14 protein-coding genes, 1 other RNA gene and 1 pseudogene are annotated in these 18,092 nt (G+C 63.5%); 4 read left to right on the plus strand and 12 right to left on the minus strand.

What is annotated here, in order from left to right; genetic code table 11:
- Window positions 1–11 precede the first annotated feature (11 nt).
- The 6 genes from NKJ80_RS28490 to mraZ are packed head-to-tail and all read right to left on the minus strand — an operon-like array spanning window position 12 to window position 6,573.
- Complete coding sequence (locus NKJ80_RS28490) at window positions 12–1,445, minus strand: UDP-N-acetylmuramoylalanyl-D-glutamyl-2,6-diaminopimelate--D-alanyl-D-alanine ligase (RefSeq protein ID WP_352498768.1); 1,434 nt, start codon at window positions 1,443–1,445, stop codon at window positions 12–14.
- Complete coding sequence (locus tag NKJ80_RS28495) at window positions 1,442–2,896, minus strand: UDP-N-acetylmuramoyl-L-alanyl-D-glutamate--2,6-diaminopimelate ligase (RefSeq protein WP_352498769.1); 1,455 nt, start codon at window positions 2,894–2,896, stop codon at window positions 1,442–1,444. The genes NKJ80_RS28490 and NKJ80_RS28495 overlap by 4 nt, the downstream gene beginning before the upstream one ends.
- A gap of 54 nt (window positions 2,897–2,950) precedes the next feature.
- Complete coding sequence (locus tag NKJ80_RS28500) at window positions 2,951–4,675, minus strand: peptidoglycan D,D-transpeptidase FtsI family protein (protein ID WP_023682141.1); 1,725 nt, start codon at window positions 4,673–4,675, stop codon at window positions 2,951–2,953.
- Between the two features lie 14 nt (window positions 4,676–4,689).
- On the minus strand, window positions 4,690–5,082 hold the full coding sequence (ftsL, locus tag NKJ80_RS28505) for a cell division protein FtsL (protein ID WP_023682142.1): 393 nt from the start codon (window positions 5,080–5,082) through the stop codon (window positions 4,690–4,692).
- Between the two features lie 4 nt (window positions 5,083–5,086).
- Window positions 5,087–6,103, minus strand: coding sequence for a 16S rRNA (cytosine(1402)-N(4))-methyltransferase RsmH (rsmH, locus tag NKJ80_RS28510; protein WP_023714771.1), 1,017 nt, complete (start codon window positions 6,101–6,103; stop codon window positions 5,087–5,089).
- Window positions 6,100–6,573: a division/cell wall cluster transcriptional repressor MraZ gene (gene mraZ, locus NKJ80_RS28515; RefSeq protein ID WP_023682144.1), complete on the minus strand. Its 474-nt coding sequence runs from the start codon at window positions 6,571–6,573 to the stop codon at window positions 6,100–6,102. Before mraZ ends, rsmH begins: the two co-directional genes overlap by 4 nt.
- A gap of 402 nt (window positions 6,574–6,975) precedes the next feature.
- Between mraZ and NKJ80_RS28520 the strand changes: the two genes are divergently transcribed.
- Entirely contained in the window at window positions 6,976–8,091 is a 1,116-nt protein-coding gene (locus NKJ80_RS28520) for a cystathionine gamma-lyase (RefSeq protein WP_352498770.1), read from the plus strand.
- Window positions 8,092–8,176: 85 nt separating this feature from the next.
- Here NKJ80_RS28520 and NKJ80_RS28525 read toward each other — a convergent pair.
- From NKJ80_RS28525 to NKJ80_RS28550, 6 genes and pseudogenes are all read right to left on the minus strand, one after another.
- Window positions 8,177–8,541: pseudogene (locus NKJ80_RS28525) on the minus strand (type II toxin-antitoxin system ParD family antitoxin).
- A 90-nt stretch (window positions 8,542–8,631) separates the two neighbouring features.
- Window positions 8,632–9,029, minus strand: an RNA gene (gene rnpB / locus NKJ80_RS28530) — RNase P RNA component class A.
- A 50-nt stretch (window positions 9,030–9,079) separates the two neighbouring features.
- A complete protein-coding gene (locus NKJ80_RS28535; RefSeq protein WP_352498771.1) occupies window positions 9,080–9,784 on the minus strand; it encodes a lytic transglycosylase domain-containing protein in 705 nt (234 codons plus the stop codon).
- A 184-nt stretch (window positions 9,785–9,968) separates the two neighbouring features.
- Window positions 9,969–10,736 carry an N-acetylmuramoyl-L-alanine amidase gene (locus NKJ80_RS28540; RefSeq protein ID WP_352498772.1) on the minus strand — a complete coding sequence of 256 codons (768 nt, stop codon included), beginning with the start codon at window positions 10,734–10,736 and terminating at the stop codon, window positions 9,969–9,971.
- Complete coding sequence (locus tag NKJ80_RS28545; protein ID WP_023668261.1) at window positions 10,733–11,452, minus strand: J domain-containing protein; 720 nt, start codon at window positions 11,450–11,452, stop codon at window positions 10,733–10,735. Before NKJ80_RS28545 ends, NKJ80_RS28540 begins: the two co-directional genes overlap by 4 nt.
- 209 nt (window positions 11,453–11,661) lie before the next feature.
- Window positions 11,662–11,859: a hypothetical protein gene (locus NKJ80_RS28550; RefSeq protein ID WP_023668260.1), complete on the minus strand. Its 198-nt coding sequence runs from the start codon at window positions 11,857–11,859 to the stop codon at window positions 11,662–11,664.
- 177 nt (window positions 11,860–12,036) lie between these two features.
- Between NKJ80_RS28550 and NKJ80_RS28555 the strand changes: the two genes are divergently transcribed.
- The 3 genes from NKJ80_RS28555 to NKJ80_RS28565 are packed head-to-tail and all read left to right on the plus strand — an operon-like array spanning window position 12,037 to window position 18,087.
- On the plus strand, window positions 12,037–15,996 hold the full coding sequence (locus tag NKJ80_RS28555) for a hydantoinase B/oxoprolinase family protein (RefSeq protein ID WP_352498774.1): 3,960 nt from the start codon (window positions 12,037–12,039) through the stop codon (window positions 15,994–15,996).
- A 31-nt stretch (window positions 15,997–16,027) separates the two neighbouring features.
- Window positions 16,028–17,326: a BtaA family protein gene (locus NKJ80_RS28560; RefSeq protein WP_352498775.1), complete on the plus strand. Its 1,299-nt coding sequence runs from the start codon at window positions 16,028–16,030 to the stop codon at window positions 17,324–17,326.
- Window positions 17,323–18,087, plus strand: coding sequence for a class I SAM-dependent methyltransferase (locus tag NKJ80_RS28565; RefSeq protein WP_023753066.1), 765 nt, complete (start codon window positions 17,323–17,325; stop codon window positions 18,085–18,087). Before NKJ80_RS28560 ends, NKJ80_RS28565 begins: the two co-directional genes overlap by 4 nt.
- Window positions 18,088–18,092 lie beyond the last annotated feature (5 nt).

The following is an 18,092-nucleotide window of genomic DNA, read 5'->3' on the forward strand; positions in this document are numbered from 1 at the left end:
CGTTCCCCGGACTAGTTCTGTTTCGTGCCTGCGGCTTCCGCCGGATATTTGCCGAGCAAGGCCTCGACCAGCTTTGAAAAGCCGATGCCTTTCGACGATTTGATCATCACCACGTCGCCGGCCTTCAGCGTCGACAACAGCAGCGGCTTCAATTCCTCGGCGCCGGCGCGGTATTCCGTTTTGATCTCGTCGGGCAGGATGTCTGCCAGCGCCCGCATTTCCGGACCGCCGAGAAAGACCGTGTTTGTGCCGGTGCCGACGATCAGTTCGGCAAGGGCTGCATGGAGCTTGGCCGAATGGTCGCCGAGCTCGAGCATGTCGCCGAGCACGGCGATGCGCCGGCCCTCGCCCGTGACAGGCGTCGCGTTGAGCAGCGCCATGGCAGCAGCCATCGAGGCCGGATTGGCGTTGTAGCTCTCGTCGATCAGTGTGATCGGTCCCTTGGGGTGGCGAAGCATATGGCGCTTCCCACGGCCACGCTCGGCCGAAAGATCGGCCAGTGCCAAGGCCACCTTGCCGATGTCGGCTTCAACCAAATGCGCGGCGCCGAGCACCGCCAGGACGTTCTGTACCATGTGGCGGCCGGGCGCGCCGATGCGCGCCGTCACATCCTGCCCGCCGATCCTGGCAGTGATGTCGGAATGATCGGCATGCAGCTCGCATTTGGTCAGCTTGTAGGTCGACCGTGCATTCTCGCCGAAGCCAAAGACATGTTCGACGCCGGCGGCTCGCGCCATCTTGTCGAGCAGCTTCCATCGCGCATCGTCGCGGTTGAGCAAGGCCGCACCGCCGGGCTCGATGCCTTCAAAAATCTCGGCCTTGGCCTTGGCGATCTCGTCGAGATTTCTAAAGAAGCCGAGATGCGCCGCGGCGATCATCGTGACGATGGCCACATGTGGCCGGACCATCTTGACCAGCGGCCGGATCTCGCCGGGATGGTTCATGCCGATCTCGAACACGGCGTAATCGCAATCGTCGGGCATGCGCGCCAGTGTCAGCGGCACGCCCCAATGGTTGTTGAACGACTGCGCCGACGCGTGCACCTTGCCAACGGCCGACAGCACATGACGCAGCGCCTCCTTGGTGGTGGTCTTGCCGGCCGATCCGGTCACCGCGATGATTTTTGCGCTGGAACGGGCGCGGGCGGCAACACCGAGTTTCTCCAGTGCTGCCAGCACATCCTGCACGACGATCATCGGCGCCGTCAGCCGCCCGAGCGACGGCAACTTGCCTTCGGCAACGACCAGCACGCCGGCGCCGGCCTTGATCGCCGCGGTCGCGAAGTCATGGCCGTCCATCGCCTCGCCCTTGATGGCGAAGAAGGCGTCGCCCGGCTGCAGGCTGCGGCTGTCGATCGAGATCCCCGAAATTCCCTCCGGCATCGGCCCGAGCGGCCGACCGCCCATGGCGTCGACCAGCGCCTCGGAAGTCCAGAGCGCGCTCATGCGGCCCGCTCCCGCAGCGCCGACCGGACTTCTTCCTGGTCGGAGAACGGAAAAGTCTCGGCGCCGATGGTCTGGCCCTCTTCATGGCCCTTGCCGGCAACGATCAGCGTATCGCCCGCTTTCAGCATGGCGACCGCTTCGTGGATCGCCTTGCGGCGGTCGCCGATTTCAATGGCGCCGGGTGCGGCTGCCAGGATCGCGGCACGAATCGTTTCCGGCACTTCCGAGCGCGGATTGTCGTCGGTGACGATGACGACATCGGCGAGCCGCGTGGCGGTTCCGCCCATGATCGGCCGCTTGCCCCGGTCGCGGTCGCCGCCGCAGCCGAACACGACGATGACGCGGCCGGTGGTGAACGGGCGCACGGCGGCCAGCACATTTTCCAGCGCATCCGGCTTGTGGGCATAGTCGACATAGACGGGCGCGCCATTGGCGGTGGCGCCGACAAGGTCGAGCCGTCCCGGTGCCCCCTGAAGTTTCTCTAATGCGATCAAAGCTTTGGCGACCGGCGTTCCAGTGGAAATGGCCAGCCCGGCCGAAACCAGGGCATTGGCGATCTGGAAGTCACCGGCGAGCGGCAGGTCGATCTCGTAGAGCACGCCGTCGGCTTCGACCTCGGCGCGCTGGCGGTGGCGCTCGTGCTCGACCCGCTTCAGGCGCAGGAAATCGCCATGGCGGCCGACCGTCAGCACCTTGAGCCCGGCGTCCTGCGCAGCCTGGATGGTCGGCGCCGACCACGGATCGTCGGCAAAGATGACCGCCGGCGCGCCTTTCGGCAGCAGCGTGTCGAACAGGCGCAATTTCGCGCGATGGTAATCCTCGACCGTCGGATGATAGTCCATATGGTCGCGGCCGAGATTGGTGAAGCCGCCCGCGGCGAGCTTGACGCCATCGAGGCGGCGCTGGTCGAGACCGTGGCTGGAGGCTTCCATCGAGGCATGGGTGACGCCGGCCTCCGCCAATTCCTTGAGCAACTGGTGCAAAGCCACCGGATCGGGCGTGGTCAGCGAACCGTAGTCGTTGCGGCCCGGCGCCACCACGCCGGTGGTGCCAATGGACGCGGCGGCAAAGCCGGCCTGGTCCCAGATCTGCCGGATGAAGGCGGCGACCGAGGTCTTGCCTGCGGTGCCGGTAACCGCGACCATGGTCTCCGGCTGGCTGCCGAAGAAACGTGCCGCGCTCAGCGCCAGCGCCAGGCGTGCGTCGTCGACACTGAGCACCGGGACGGACAGACCGGAAACGGCGCTGGCCTTGCCAACGACAACCGCCGCTGCGCCGCGCTTTGCCGCATCGGCGGCATAGGCCGAACCATCCGCCTTGCTGCCGGCGAGCGCGAAAAAGACCACGCCGGTCTTGACCGTGCGGGAATCCGACGAAATCCCGGTTACCTCCACATCGCGGGAAGATGTTCCCTCGACAGGCAGGATACCGGCTAAATCTCTCAGGTGCATCGAACCCCGTTTATCTCAACAAAATGGCGCGCAGTTGCCGGCGCGCCCTAAGAATCACTGATAGGAAACCAGCGTTGCGCCATTTTCATGGCTGAAATCTGGCTTCACGCCAAGCATGGCGGCTGCCCGCCTGATGATGTTTCCGGCCATGACACCCGCATTGTTGGCGGCGACGTCAGTCATTCCGGGCTTTTCCGGGTGCGGAGCGTCAGCGATCGTAAACACCAGATACTGCGGATCGTCCATCGGGAAGGCGGCGACGAAGGTGTTGAAATTCAGTTCCTTCGAGTAGCGGCCATTGATCACCTTCTCGGCGGTTCCGGTCTTGCCGCCAACGCGGTAGCCGGGGGCCCTGGCGTTTCTGGCCGAGCCTTTCTCGGCATTGAGCGTGTAGAGGTAGCGCATGCCCTCCACAGTCTTTTCGCTGACCACTCTCTTGGCCACCGCCATGGCATCCTGCTCGCTGCGGACCAGGAAAGTCGGCGGGATCAAATAGCCCTGCATCAGCGCCGCGCAGCCGACGGCCGCCTGCAGCGGCGTCGTCGACACGCCATGGCCGAAGGCGATGGTGAAGGAGTTGACCTGCTTCCAGACCTTCGGTTCGGTCGGGCGGGCGACTTCAGGCAGTTCGGTCTGCATCCTGTCCAGAAGGCCAAGGCGATGCAGGAATTCGCGGTGCCCCTCGATACCGACCATTTCGGCCTCACGGGCCGATCCGATATTGGAGGAGTAAAGGAACACCTCCGGCAATGACAGCACGCGGTTCTTGCCATGGAAATCGTGGATGGCCTGATGGCCGACCCGGATTGGGTGCGAGGCGTCGAAACGGCTGTTCATGTTCGCCTTGCCGGAATCGAGCGCCATGGCCGAGGTGAAGCTCTTGAAGGTCGAGCCCATCTCGTAGAGGCCGGCCGACATGCGGTTCAGCCGATCCTTGTCCTGCGCATTGAAGGGATTGTTCGGATCGAAATCCGGCACCGAGGCCATCGCCACCACTTCGCCGGTCTTGATGTTGAGCACGACGGCGCCGGCGCCCATGGCCCGATAGCGCTCGAGGCCGGCGGCAATCTCGTCGCGCACCACATGCTGGACGCGCAGGTCGATCGACAGCTGAACCGGCTTCAGATCCTTGGCGATCGCAAGGCCTGAGGCCTGCAGGTCGCTTAAGCCCTGCTCGTCAATGTATTTCTCCATGCCGGAGATGCCCTGATTGTCGATGTTGGTGAGGCCGACAATGTAGGACGAGGTCACGCCGGCCGGATAGAAGCGGCGCTTTTCGGTGCGAAAGCCGATTCCGGGAATGCCGAGCTGCATGATGTCGGCCTGCTGCTTGGGCGTCAGCTGCCGCTGCAGCCAGACGAAGCCGGCGCCGCTCTTCAGCTTGTGATAGGTCTGCTCGGGGTCGATGTCGGGCAGAATGGTCGACAGCTTTTCGATCGCCTCGTCGGCATCGACGATGCGGCGCGGCTCGGCAAACAGCGATGCCGTCTTGATGTCGGTCGCCAGCACCTCGCCGTTGCGGTCGACGATGTCGGGACGCGACGCCGTCACCCGGCTTTGCGGCCCATTCGACATGTCGGGGGACTGGAAACCGAGATAGACCAGCCGCCCGGCGATGGTCGAATAGATGCCGAAGAACACCGCCATCGTCATCACGATGCGGGTCTTGGCCTTGCCGCCGGTCGCCTTGCGCGCGCCTTCGACCACGATGGAGCCGTCCTCGCCGGTCCGTGCGCGGCGCTTCAGCAATTTGCCGACCGACGGAAGTTTGGCGCGCATTGGAAATCCAGCGATCATTGGACGATGGCTCCGGTGACCACGGGATCCTTGTCGGCTGGTCCTTTGCCGGAATTGTCGGCCATGCCGCCAAGCCGTTGCGACGACAGGTCCTCGATGTTGAGCGGTTTTGCCGGCAGGTCGTCGAGCCCGACGATCTGCCGCGCATTGACCGGCTCGAGTGCGAGCTGCGATTTGTAGATTTCAGCCAGCTTCTGCAGGCGCGACGGCTGGGTCAGCAGGCTCCAGTCGGCCTTGAGCAGGTCGATCGTATCCTCCTCATAGCGGATCTGCGCCTCGATCTTCTGCACCGAAGCCAGCTGTTCCTCGGCCTCGCGCTTGGCCTTGTAGGTCAGGGCCGCGGCCGAGACCATGACGGCGATCAGGACTATGTCGCTGGTTCGAAACACGTATTCACCTCTCTCGCGGCGCCTGGATGCCGGGAAGCTTTGGAAGGCCGAAAATGGTGAGATCACCGGCGCGCGCCGGCGCCTCGGTGCGGATGGCGGTACGCAGCCTGGCCGAGCGCGCCCGCGGATTGGCAGCGACCTCGGCATCGCCTGCCGTCACGCCGCCACCAGCCTTGCGGAAGGTCGCAGTGCGCGCGTGCGCCTCGGGCAAATGACGTGAGCCGGTGGCGACGTCGGCGCGGTCGGCGATGAAGCGCTTGACGATGCGGTCTTCCAGCGAATGGAACGTCACCACCGCAAGCCGCCCGCCGGGCTTCAATACCCGCTCGGATGCCATTAGGGCTTTGGCCAATTCGCCCAGCTCGTCATTGACGAAAATGCGCAGCGCCTGGAAGACGCGGGTGGCCGGATGAATCTTGTCCTTCGGCGCGCGGCCGATATGCGTTTCGATGGCGTCGGCGAGATCGAGCGTGCGCTCGAACGGACGTTTTTCGCGGCGTGACTCGATCATGCGGGCAATGCGGCCGGCATTCCGCTCTTCGCCGAGGAAGCCGAAGATGCGGGCAAGGTCGCCTATCTTGAACGAATTGACGACGTCGGCAGCACTCAAACCCGCCTGCGCCATGCGCATGTCGAGCGGCCCGTCCGTGCGGAACGAAAAGCCGCGCTCGGGCTGGTCGACCTGCATGGAGGAAATGCCGATGTCGAGGACAACGCCGTCGGCGCTTTCGACCTGTTCGTCCAGCGTCGAGAACGGCGCCTGCACCAGCCTCAGCCTGCCGCCGGATTGCTGTTCTAGGCCGCGCCCGGCGGCAATCGCATCGGGATCGCGATCGATCGCCACCACCGAGGCGCCGCTCGCCAGGATCGCCTTGGTGTAGCCGCCGGCGCCAAACGTGCCGTCGACGATCACATCGCCGGCTTTGGGTGAGAGCGCCTCCAGCACTTCGGCGAGGAGGACCGGAATGTGGCGGACCGGTCCGCCAACGGCGCTGAGATCATCGCCGTGATCCGCCATCATTCCGGCCGCTCCCCAGCCTTGGCCTCGTGAGCCTTCGTCCCCTGCCGAAGCTGCAAAAGCCGAGCGCGCGCCTGCGCCCCATAGGCGGCCAGCCGTCCAGGCTCCCAAACTTGAAAGAAATTGCCACGGCCGACAAAGGCCACTTCGCTCGTGATGCCCGTATGCTCGCGAATGAAATCGCTCATCGTGATGCGGCCATCCTGATCGAGCTTCAGGAACGTCCCGTCGCCATGGCAGAAGAACGACATATCGTCCGCCGTCTGCAAAAAAGGGTCTTCCAGCGCGATGCGCTGCTCGTAGCGGTCGAGCAGATCGAGCCCGCCGACATCCATCGCAGGCACGTCCAGGCCGCGCAGCGCATAGAGTTCCGAATAGCCGCGCTTCTGCACGACCGCGCGGAAATGCGCCGGAACGGAGACCCGCCCCTTCGCATCGATCCTGTTCACCGCGCTTGACAGAAACCGGTCCATGACACGCTGCAGCCGCTTCCGCCGCCGCACCCCTCTCCATGTTTTCGTCCGCGCCGAAGCGCGTCCCCTGCCGAAAATCCGCTTCGCTCCCAGCGGCAAAACGCCGCAAACGCACAGCCACCGCGGCTGCCCGATTGGCGTACGCTTTACCCTGACGCGGAACGAAGGCTTTGGTATCGAAATGGGATATCATGGGGCACTATGGGCGTCAACGGGAACAGGCTTCACAAACGCGCGCGCCACAACCGGTGAGAGCAGCTCTGACAACACTCCCGTCTTTATCTCCCATTAAGCCTAACGAACCGTTTAGAGCGGGCTGGCCCAAGCGGAAGCGGCTTGCCGCGCATCACTGCCGCGAATAGCGTCGTCAGTCTTTTCGCTGAGCAACAAGGTCAGAAATCCATGTCCGAAACAGCCAGGTCCCGCGCGGCCTCCCTTGCCCATCTGCGTCGCGACGGACTTGTCAAAGGCGACCCCATCCCATTGCCGCTGACCATGGCCGCTATTTTCCACAACCCGGGCGACGGCGCCGGCTACAGTCAGTACGGCCGTTACAGCAACGCCACCTGGGATGCGGTCGAGCACATGCTGGCGCATCTCGAAGACGCGCCATGCGTCGGCTTCCCCTCGGGGATGGCGGCGATCTCGGCGGTGTTTTTCGGCCTGTTGAAATCCGGCGACCGCGTGCTTTTGCCCTCCGACGGCTATCACGCCACAAGGGCGCTGGCCGAGCGTTTCCTCAAGCCGTTCGGCGTCATTTATGATCTGCGGCCGACATCTACATTCCTCGACGGCGGCTTCGACGGCTACCGCCTTGTCTACGTTGAAACCCCGTCAAATCCGCGATTGGACATTTGCGACATCACAGCCGTCACCGAGGCCGCGCACCAAGCGGGCGCGATCGTCGTCGTCGACAACACCACGATGACGCCGTTCGGCCAGCGTCCGCTCGATCTCGGCGCCGACATTGTCGTTGCTGCCGACACCAAGGCGGCCAATGGGCATTCCGACGTGCTGTTCGGCCATGTCGCCAGCCGCAATCCAGACATCATCGCGGACGTCACCGGCTGGCGCGAGACCGCGGGCGGCATTCCCGGCCCGTTCGACGCTTGGCTGGTGCATCGCGGCCTGGAGACGCTGGACGTACGCTTCGACCGCATGTGTTCTTCTGCCGAGGTGATCGCGAAGCGCCTGAAAGACCATCGCGCCGTTAGCGGCTTGCGCTACCCCGGGCTGGAGGGCGACCCGTCGCACAACCTCGCCCGGGCGCAGATGGAGCGCTTCGGCTTCCTCGTGTCCTTCGAACTCGCTTCCGAAGACAAGGCCGAGGATTTCATCAACAACTGCACGCTGATGCAGGCGGCAACGTCGTTCGGGGGTGTCCACACCTCCGCCGAGCGGCGGGCCAAGCGAGGAGATTCGGTTCCGCCCGGCTTCGTGCGCCTGTCGGTGGGCTGCGAGCCGGTGGAAGAACTCTGGCAGGCGATCGAGGCATCGCTGGACAAGATCGGCGTCTGAGGCGGCTTGCCCCTTCTCCCCGTCACTGTACGGGGAGAAGGTCCCGGCAGGGGGATGAGGGGCAGCGTCAACCTCTGAAGCGATCTCACTTCTTCGAGTCCCTTGCCTCAGTCACTGCGGCATATTTGGCTCGCAAGCGCTTCATGAACAGAGGTCCGTCTATCCTCCCGCTCTCAAGGTCGTCAGACAACCTGTCCTTACGTGCTTCGGCTTTGATCTCGTCCATCGACGCAAATCGTCCCGTTCCGCTGTAAATCCCCTCCTGAACCAGCCTGCGCAGTTCCTCGACCGTGTAGCCGAGCAGGTCGCGGCGGTCTTTCCATTGCCGCAGCGCATCACGGATGACTTGCTGGCCGAGGCGTATTCGCCGGCGGCCACGACATCGTCGACCGCCGCCGCCAGTTCCGGCGAAAGCGTGATGCTGCGTTTGTCTCGACCCGCCCGGTGCAGTTGATTCAATCGCTCAAGCACCTGAATCGCCAGCTGCGCCCGAAGGCGCAGACTGCTGATCCAAAGGATTAATCGCGATATGGGGGAGAAATTGCCAGCTGGCCTGTAAGCCGGGTTTTGTATGGCCCTCGCCCCTTTCGGGGCGAGAACGTGGCGGCCATTCATCTTGGGCGCATGTTGCCATGCGCCTCACGCAACCTACCCGGACGGTGAGCCGGAAACAGCCCTCGAAGGTTTCCCCTCGCACCGTCCCTATTCGGTTTTGCTCCCGGTGGGGTTTACCGTGCCGCTCCTGTTGCCAGTCGCGCGGTGGGCTCTTACCCCACCCTTTCACCCTTGCCCCGATAAATCGTGGCGGTTTGCTTTCTGTGGCACTTTCCCTGGGGTCGCCCCCGCCGGCCATTAACCGGCACCGTGTTTCCATGGAGCCCGGACTTTCCTCACCCGCAGCCTTTCGGCTTTGCGGGTGCGGCCGCCCGGCCAGCTGGCAGAGCGTATAAAGGGGTTCACGTTCCAAAACGCAAATGAAAAAGCAGACTTATGCCGGCGATCCCAATGCCGCCAACTGCACCTTGACCTTGCCACAATAGGCCGCCGACACCGGGTTCATCCTCGTCGCGGCATGGCCGGCATTGTATTTCAGGATCGTGCCGCAGGTGGTGCCGCCGCCGAGATTGCGCGCCATGGCAAGGTACTTCATGCCGTATTTGATGTTGGTGTCGGGATCGAACAGACCCTTGGCGGAGCCGCTATAACCCATCATCCGCGCCGTTGCCGGCTTGATCTGCATCAGGCCGATTTCACCCGCGCCGCCGACGATGTTCGGCCGGTAGTTGCTCTCGATCTTGATGACCGCCTGGGCCAGCGACACCGGCACGCCTTCGGCCGCGGCATAGCGGGCAATGATTGCCGAATACTGGCCGCCATGCGCGGCTGCCGCAGTCGACTCCGCAGCGGTGCTTGGGCGGATCGATGCGGTCGTCGTCAGGTCGACGCTCTTCCTGTTGCGCTTAAAATGCCTCTTGGCCGTGGCTTTTCTGGCCTTCACCACGGCTGCTTTGCGCACTTTCGCGGTGGTTGCCCTTTTTGCTTTCGGGTTTGCCTTCGTCATGGTGGCCTTGGCGGGTGCGGCGATGAAGCCCTGGTCTGCCCTCTGGCTCAGTGGTGCGGCATCGGCCGTGCTGAAGGCAAAAGTCATTACTCCGGCAGCAATAGCTGCCGTTACAACGGTCAATTTCTGCATGTGGTCCTGTTCTGTTTGGCCGCGCGAAGATCTTCACGCAGCAACGCCTAATCAATATCGGAGCATCCGGGGGGCTGGAGGTCCGATAACTTGCACGAACTGCCTTTGAGGGCGGAATTTGTGTCGAACAAGGCGAGGCAATTCACTTTCAGTGACAGGCTGTAACTTGAATATCAGGAAAAGATTATTTAGACGCAACTGACCTAAGGGAAGTCAGCAGGCTTTGCAGCGTGCTAGACGTAGAGCCGTCGGCGACGCCATCCACCAGGCGTGGTCGGAAATGCCGCTGAAAAGCTTCGACGACGATTTCGGTCTGGCGGTCGAAGACACCTGATATCTCGACGCCATAGCCATAGAGCGCCAGCATAGACTGCAGTGCCTCGATCTGGGCGCCGGTATCGCCGGCTTTCAGCACCGCGCCGCGCCGGACCGGCGCCGCAGGCACGAGATGGCCGACCCCGGCCGCAAACAGCGCATTCCAGGGGAATTTCTCGCCCGGGTCGATCTTGCGCCCCGGCGCGATGTCGGAATGGGCAAGCACCCTTTGCGCCGTAATGGAATGGCGTTCGATGATACCAAGGCAAAGCCCGATCACCGCTTCCACCTGCCGCTTGGGAAAGGCCGAATAGCCGAGCGAATGGCCGGGATTGACGATTTCGATGCCGACCGAACAGGAGTTGATGTCGCGACGACCGAACCAGGAACTTGCACCGGCATGCCAGGCGCGGTCGCTTTCGCGCACCATCTGGATGATGCGGCCATCCTCATGGACGAGGTAGTGCGACGAGACTTCGCTTGCGGGGTTGCACAACCAGGCTTCCGCGGCAGCACCAGTCGCCATGCCGGTATAGTGCAGCACGATCATGTCGGGCCTGAGCGTTTCGCGCCGCGGGCCGAAATTCGGCGATACCCTGACCTCCGCGCTTGGCTCGTCGGGCGAGAAGCCGCTCATGCGTGCCTGAGGCCCCGCTCGATCATTTCATAGGCCGCGTTGATCGCCGCGACCCTGGTCGTTGCAATCTTGATGAATTCCTGCGGCAGGCCGCGCGCGATCAGCCGGTCCGGATGATTGTCGGAGACCAGCTTGCGGTATCGCTTCCTGACCTCCTCGAACGGCTTGCCGCGCTCAATGCCGAGCACGATATAGGGATCGCCGGCGCCGAGATTGACGTGCCTGGCCATGATGGCCTCGTAGTGCACCTCGTCGATGCGGAAAATCTCGGCAATACGGTGCAGGAAAATCCCTTCGCGCTCATGCACCAGCCCATCCGCCTTGGCGATATGGAACAGACCGTCGAGTATGTCTTCCAGCATGACGCAGTTCGAATGGCCCGAGCCGCACATCTGCGCCATACTTTCGGCATAGGTCTCGAACCCGGCGACGTCGCGCTTGGCCAGATCGTAAAGCCGCGCCACATTGCGGGTCTGTTCTCGCGGCACCTCGAATATTTCCTGGAACGCGCGAACCTCGTCCTGGGTGACGATGCCATCGGCCTTGGCCATCTTGGCCGACAGCGCAATCATCGCCACAGAGAAGGCGACGCGCCGGCGCAGATCGGCGTCACCCGAGAAAACCGTGCGCACGGCCTCGACCACATCGGCGACGCCGGACGTGGCTGAAGATGAAACGCGGGTGATGAAGTCGCCGAGGCGATCCCAAATCGACATGAGCGCTTATTAGGGCCGCCGGCCATTGCTATCAAGCCAAGACAGCGCCGCAGAGGGGATCGAATTTACGCAAGCAACCGACGCGCCAGATCCCAAACCGTAGGAAAGAGCCGGTTCAAGGCCCTTGAGCCCCGAATCGACCTAAACGCAGGAAGGCCGGCGCGAAGCCGGCCTCCTCTCTCGTCACGTCAAAGTGACCGGGACTGCTGCTACTGCGCGGGGGCAGGAGCAGGTGTTGCCGGAGCCGGTTCTGCAGGCTTCGGTGCATCCGGCGTCGCCGGCTTCATGGGCTCGGCGGCTGGCGGATTGGTGCTCTGGGTGGTGGTGTTATCCGTACCGCTGTCGCTGCAGGCGGCAACGCCGAACAGGGCCAGGGCGGAAACGGAAGCAAGAATGAGCTTTTTCATGACATCTCTCCTTCAACACACGCTCACGTTGCGGTGAACGGTCGAAGGCAAAATGCATCAAACGGCCATGAGTTTCGTAACGTTGCGTTTCCTGATGTAACATCCGCGCACTACCGATTGCGGGCCGGGCGATGCCGAACTAACAGTCTGGACCAAAATGCAATGCCGGAGTTCTGCGTGGACAAGAAATGGGATTTTTGGATCGACCGCGGCGGCACCTTCACCGACGTGATCGGACGTGATCCGCAAGGCGGCTTGCATCCCAGGAAATTCCTGTCGGAAAATCCCGAAGCCTATCCCGATGCGGCCCTAGCCGGCATCCGCGAGCTTTTGGGGCTGAAATCCGGCACCGCTATTCCTCCGGGCCTGGTCGGTGACGTCAAGATGGGTACCACCGTCGCCACCAATGCGCTGCTGGAGCGCAAGGGCGACCGTGTGCTTTTGCTCATCACCAAGGGCTTTCGCGACGCGCTGAAGATCGCCTATCAAGCGCGGCCAGACATCTTCGCCAAGGAGATCATTCTTCCCGAACAGCTTTATGAGCGGGTCATCGAGATCGACGAGCGTGTGCGCGCCAATGGCGAGGTCGAGCGCTTGCTCGACATCGCCGCCTGCCGGCCCGCCATCGAACAGGCGAAGGCCGACGGCATCAATGCGGTGGCCATCGTCTTCATGCATGCCTGGAAATATCCCGACCACGAGAAGGCGGTGGCGAAAGTCTGCCGCAAGATCGGGTTCAGCCAAGTCTCGGTCAGCCATGAAGTCTCGCCACTGATCAAACTGGTCGGCCGCGGCGACACCACCGTGGTCGATGCCTATCTGTCGCCGATCCTGTCGCGCTATGTGCAAAGAGTAGCGGGAGAACTGGGCGCGACGCCAATCTCCCCACTTCTGGAGGGTGAGGAGCGGTCGGCCAAAGGCCGAGAAAAAGCCAACGATTTGGCTTTTTCAGCGACGAACGCCCGGAGCCATAGCGAAGGGCAGTCCGCAAAGCCGACAGAGGGGGTTCTCTCAGGAGGCACCACCAAAGCGTCGAGCACTGCCGCGGCGACCCCACCCGGCGGCTTCGCCGCCACCCTCCCCTCGAGGGGGAGGGAGAACCCTCGCCTGATGTTCATGATGTCGTCGGGCGGGCTTACCGCCGCCGACATGTTTCAGGGCAAGGACGCGCTGCTGTCCGGCCCGGCCGGCGGTGTCGTCGGCATGGTCGAGACGGCGAAACTCGCCGGATTCGAGAAAGTCATCGGTTTCGACATGGGCGGCACCTCGACCGACGTCGCCCATTATGACGGCGATTATGAGCGCGCCTTCGACACCGAGGTCGCCGGCGTGCGCATCCGTGCGCCGATGATGCGCATCCATACCGTCGCTGCCGGCGGCGGCTCGATCCTGCACTACGAAGCCGGCCGTTTCCGCGCCGGCCCGGATTCCGCCGGCGCCAATCCCGGCCCCGCCGCCTACCGGCGCGGCGGCCCGCTGGCCGTCACCGACGCCAATGTCATGCTGGGCAAGCTGCAGCCCGATTTCTTCCCAGCGATTTTCGGCCCAGACCAGGACCAGCCGCTGGACGTCGCCGCCGTGCATAAAAGATTCGCTGCGCTCGCCGCCGAAATCGGCGATGGCCGCACGCCGGAAGCCGTCGCCGAAGGGTTCGTTACCATCGCGGTGGAAAACATGGCCAATGCTATCAAGAAGATCTCCGTGCAGCGCGGCTACGATGTCACCGAATATCTCTTGAACTGTTTTGGCGGCGCCGGCGGCCAGCATGCCTGCCTGGTTGCCGACGCGCTCGGCATGGAGGCGGTACTGATCCACCCCTTCTCCGGTCTGCTCTCAGCCTATGGTATCGGCCTGTCGTCGGTTTTCGCGTCGCGCCAGCAGGCGCTCCTGAAGCCGCTTGCCGAAGAATCCAGGACCCAGATCGGCAGCCTCATCGGCACGTTGAAAAAAGCCGTCATCGCCGAATTGGCAGCGCAAGGCATTGCGCAGGACAAGATTGCGGCAAAGCCGGTGCTGCACATCCGCTATGACGGCACCGACACCACGCTGCCGGTGAATTTCGAAGGCGACTCGATCTTCCAGGCCAGGCGCGATTTCGAAATCGCCCACAAGGCGCAGTTCGGGTTCGTCTATGATGACAAGCCGATGATCGTCGAGACCGTTGGCGTGGAAGGCGCCGAGATCGTCGAGACCACGGCCGAAGCCGTTGCGCCCGCCGGACCGGCAATGGTTGAAGCGGGTGCGTCGGGAACGCGGCGCATCTACACCGAGGGCCGCTGGCATGAGGCCGGCATCCATCGCCGCGAAAACCTGCGCCCATCCAATCTGGTCCCAGGCCCCGCTTTGATCATCGAGCCGAACCAGACCATCGTCGTCGAGCCGGGCTGGCAGGCCGAAATCACCAACCTCAATCACGTCGTCATTCGCCGCACGGAACGGAAAGTTCGCACGGCTGCCCTCGGTACCGAAGCCGATCCGGTGATGCTGGAGGTCTTCAACAACCTCTTCATGTCGATCGCCGAGCAGATGGGCGTCACGCTGCAGAACACCGCCTATTCCGTCAACATCAAGGAAAGGCTGGACTTTTCCTGCGCCGTCTTCGACCGTCATGGCGCGCTGGTCGCCAACGCGCCGCACATGCCGGTGCATCTCGGCTCCATGGACCGCTCGGTCGAAACCATCATCCGGCTGAACTCCGGCGACATCCATCCCGGCGACGTCTTTGCGCTGAACGCCCCCTATAATGGCGGCACGCATTTGCCTGATATCACCGTGGTGACGCCGGTGTTTTCCCTCCCCCTTGAGGGGAGGGTGGCCGCGCAGCGGCCGGGTGGGGTCCTCTCAGAAGGCACCACAAGAGCGTCGAGCACTGCCGCAACGACCCCCTCCGGCGGCTCCGCCGCCACCTCCCCCTCAAGGGGGGAGGAAGTAATCTTCTACGTAGCCTCGCGCGGCCATCATGCCGATATCGGCGGCACTGCCCCCGGCTCGATGACGCCGCTTGCCACCACAGTCGACGAGGAAGGCGTGCTGTTCGACAATTTCCGCGTTGTCGATCGTGGAAAATTCCGCGAGACGGAGTTGCAAACGCTGCTCACCGACCACCCCTACCCCGCCCGCAATCCGCACCAGAACATCGCCGATCTCAAGGCGCAGATCGCCGCGAACGAAAAGGGCGTGGCGGAATTACGCAAGATGGTCGGCCATTTCGGCCTCGACGTCGTCGAAGCCTATATGGGCCATGTCCAGGACAACGCCGCCGAAAGCGTGCGCCGCGTGCTGGAGCGGCTGCCCGATAGTTCTGAGTACGAATACCCGACCGACACCGGCCAGGTGATCAAGGTGAAGATTACCGTCGATCGGCAAAAGCGCGAGGCGACCGTGGACTTCACCGGAACGTCGAAGGTCGAGAAGAACAATTTCAATGCGCCGGAGCCCGTCGCCCGTGCAGCCGTGCTCTATGCCTTCCGTGTCATGGTCGAGGACTTGATCCCGATGAATGCCGGCTGCCTGCGGCCGATCAACATCATCATCCCCGACGGCTCGATGCTGAAGCCGGCCTACCCCGCCGCTGTCGTCGCCGGCAATGTCGAGACCTCGCAGCACGTCACCAACGCGCTGTTCGGCGCCATGGGTGCCATGGCCAATGCGCAAGGCACGATGAACAACCTGACCTTCGGCAACAAGCAGTACCAGTATTACGAGACCATCTGCTCCGGCTCGCCGGCAGGCCGGATGAACTCCGGCCGCGGCTTTGCCGGCACATCCGGCGTCCACACCCACATGACCAATTCGCGCCTGACCGACCCGGAGGTGCTGGAACTGCGCTTTCCCGTTTTGCTCGAGGATTTTCACATTCGCGAGGGCTCCGGCGGCAAAGGCAAATGGGATGCCGGTGACGGCACCAGGCGGACGATCCGTTTCCTCGAAAAGATGGAATGCGCCATACTGTCCTCGCACCGCAACCGCCCGCCGCAAGGCCTCGATGGCGGCGGTGACGGCGAGGTCGGCTCGACCAAGGTCCGCCGCCAGGACGGCAGCGTCGAGACGCTGAAGGCCTGCGACCAGACCGTGCTCGACGCCGGCGACGCCGTCATCCTGACGACGCCGACACCCGGGGGATTTGGCAAGGCCTGAACTCGCGTCAACAGGCTGTCACCCGCCTGTCATGCCCCTGAGTTACCCGCTTGCGGCAAAGCAAATGGGGAATCACTTTGCCATGACGGACGTCTCCTCGGATCTCGTTTTTCGCCGCGGCAAGGAAGTTGGAAAAGCCGTCTACCAGAACCGCCCGCTGTCGAAGGCCGGCATCTCGGAGCGGCTGTTCGCCCTCTTGTTTTCCGGTCTCGTCTATCCGCAGATCTGGGAAGACCCTGAAGTCGACATGGAGGCCATGCAGCTTGGCCAGGGTCACCGCGTCGTCACCATAGCGTCGGGCGGCTGCAACATCCTCGCCTACCTCACCCGCTCGCCTGAACGCGTCGATGCGGTCGACCTCAACGCCGCCCACATCGCCTTGAACCGGATGAAGCTGGAGGCGGTGCGGCATCTGCCCTCGCAGGGCGATCTGTTCCGTTTCTTCGGCGCCGCCGACACCAACCACAATTCGCAAGCCTATGACCGCTTCATCGCGCCGCATCTCGACCCGGTCAGCCGCCACTATTGGGAGCGTCGCAGCTGGCGCGGCCGCCGGCGCATCACCGTCTTCGACCGCAATTTCTACCAGACCGGCCTGCTCGGCCTGTTCATCGCCATGGGCCACCGCATCGCCAAATTCTTCGGCGTCGATCCCGCCGGTATCATGGCGTCGAAGAGCCTCGCCGACCAGCGCCGCTTCTTCAACGAAGAGCTGGCGCCGGTCTTCGACAAGAAGCTGTTGCGCTGGGCTACCTCGCGCAAGGCTTCGCTGTTCGGCCTCGGCATTCCGCCGGCGCAGTACGATTCGCTGATCACCTCGGGCGATGGTTCGATGGCCAGCGTGCTGAAGGCCCGGCTGGAAAAGCTCGCTTGCGATTTTCCGCTGAAGAACAACTACTTCGCTTGGCAAGCCTTCGCCCGTCGCTATCCCAATCCGGGTGAGGCCGCCCTGCCCGCCTATCTAGAAGAGGCCAACTACAAGGCGATCCGCAACAATGTCGATCGCGTCGGCATCCACCACGCCAATCTGATCGAATTTCTGGCCGGCAAGGACGCAAGCACCGTCGATCGTTTCGTCCTGCTCGACGCGCAGGACTGGATGACGAACGACCAGCTCAATGCCCTTTGGTCGGAGATCACCCGCACCGCCTCGGTCGGCGCCCGAGTCATCTTCCGCACCGCCGCCGAGCCCAGCCTGCTGCCGGGCCGCGTCTCGATCTCGCTGCTCGACCAGTGGACCTACGAGGACGAGGCCTCGCGCGACTGTTCGGCCCGCGACCGCTCGGCCATCTATGGCGGCTTCCACCTCTATGTGAAGCACGCGGCATGAGCGCGAGCGAGCTGCCAGCCGACCATGCCGAACTGATGGACGGCGTCTATCGCTGGCAGCGCCACATCTACGACCTGACTCGCAAATATTACCTGCTCGGCCGCGACCAGATGATATCCGGGCTGGATGTGCCGGCGAATGGCAGAGTGCTCGAACTTGGCTGCGGCACCGGCCGCAACATCGCGCTTGCCGCCCGCCGCTATCCCGACGCCCGCCTCTACGGCCTCGACATCTCGGCCGAGATGCTGGAGACGGCGAGCAAGGCGATCGGCCGCGACGGCCTGTCCGGCCGCGCCGTGCTGGCGCGCGGCGACGCCACCGATTTCGACGCCAAGACGCTGTTCGGCGTCGAGCGCTTCGACCGCATCTTCGTGTCCTATTCGCTGTCGATGATCCCCGGTTGGGAAAAGACGGTTTCGGCAGCCCTTGCGGCACTCGCGCCCGGCGGCTCGCTGCATGTCGTCGATTTCGGCCAGCAGGAAGGCTTGCCCAACTGGTTCCGGACATTGCTGCGCGGCTGGCTCAAGAAATTCCATGTCACGCCACGTGAATCATTGCGCGAAGTCTTGGAATCGGAATCTCGGCGAACCGGCGCAAGCTTCTGTTTCCGCGCGCTTTATCGCGGCTATGCCTGGCTGGCGGTCGTCAAGATCGCGCACTCTTACCTCCCCCTCGATGGGGGAGGTCGCGCCGAAGGCGCGGGTGGCCAGGCACCCCGCCCCGGCGCTACGCGCCGACCCTCCCCATCAAGGGGAGGGTAAAGGGA

The organism is Mesorhizobium sp. M0030 (genome assembly GCF_040323695.1).
Taxonomy (GTDB): domain Bacteria; phylum Pseudomonadota; class Alphaproteobacteria; order Rhizobiales; family Rhizobiaceae; genus Mesorhizobium.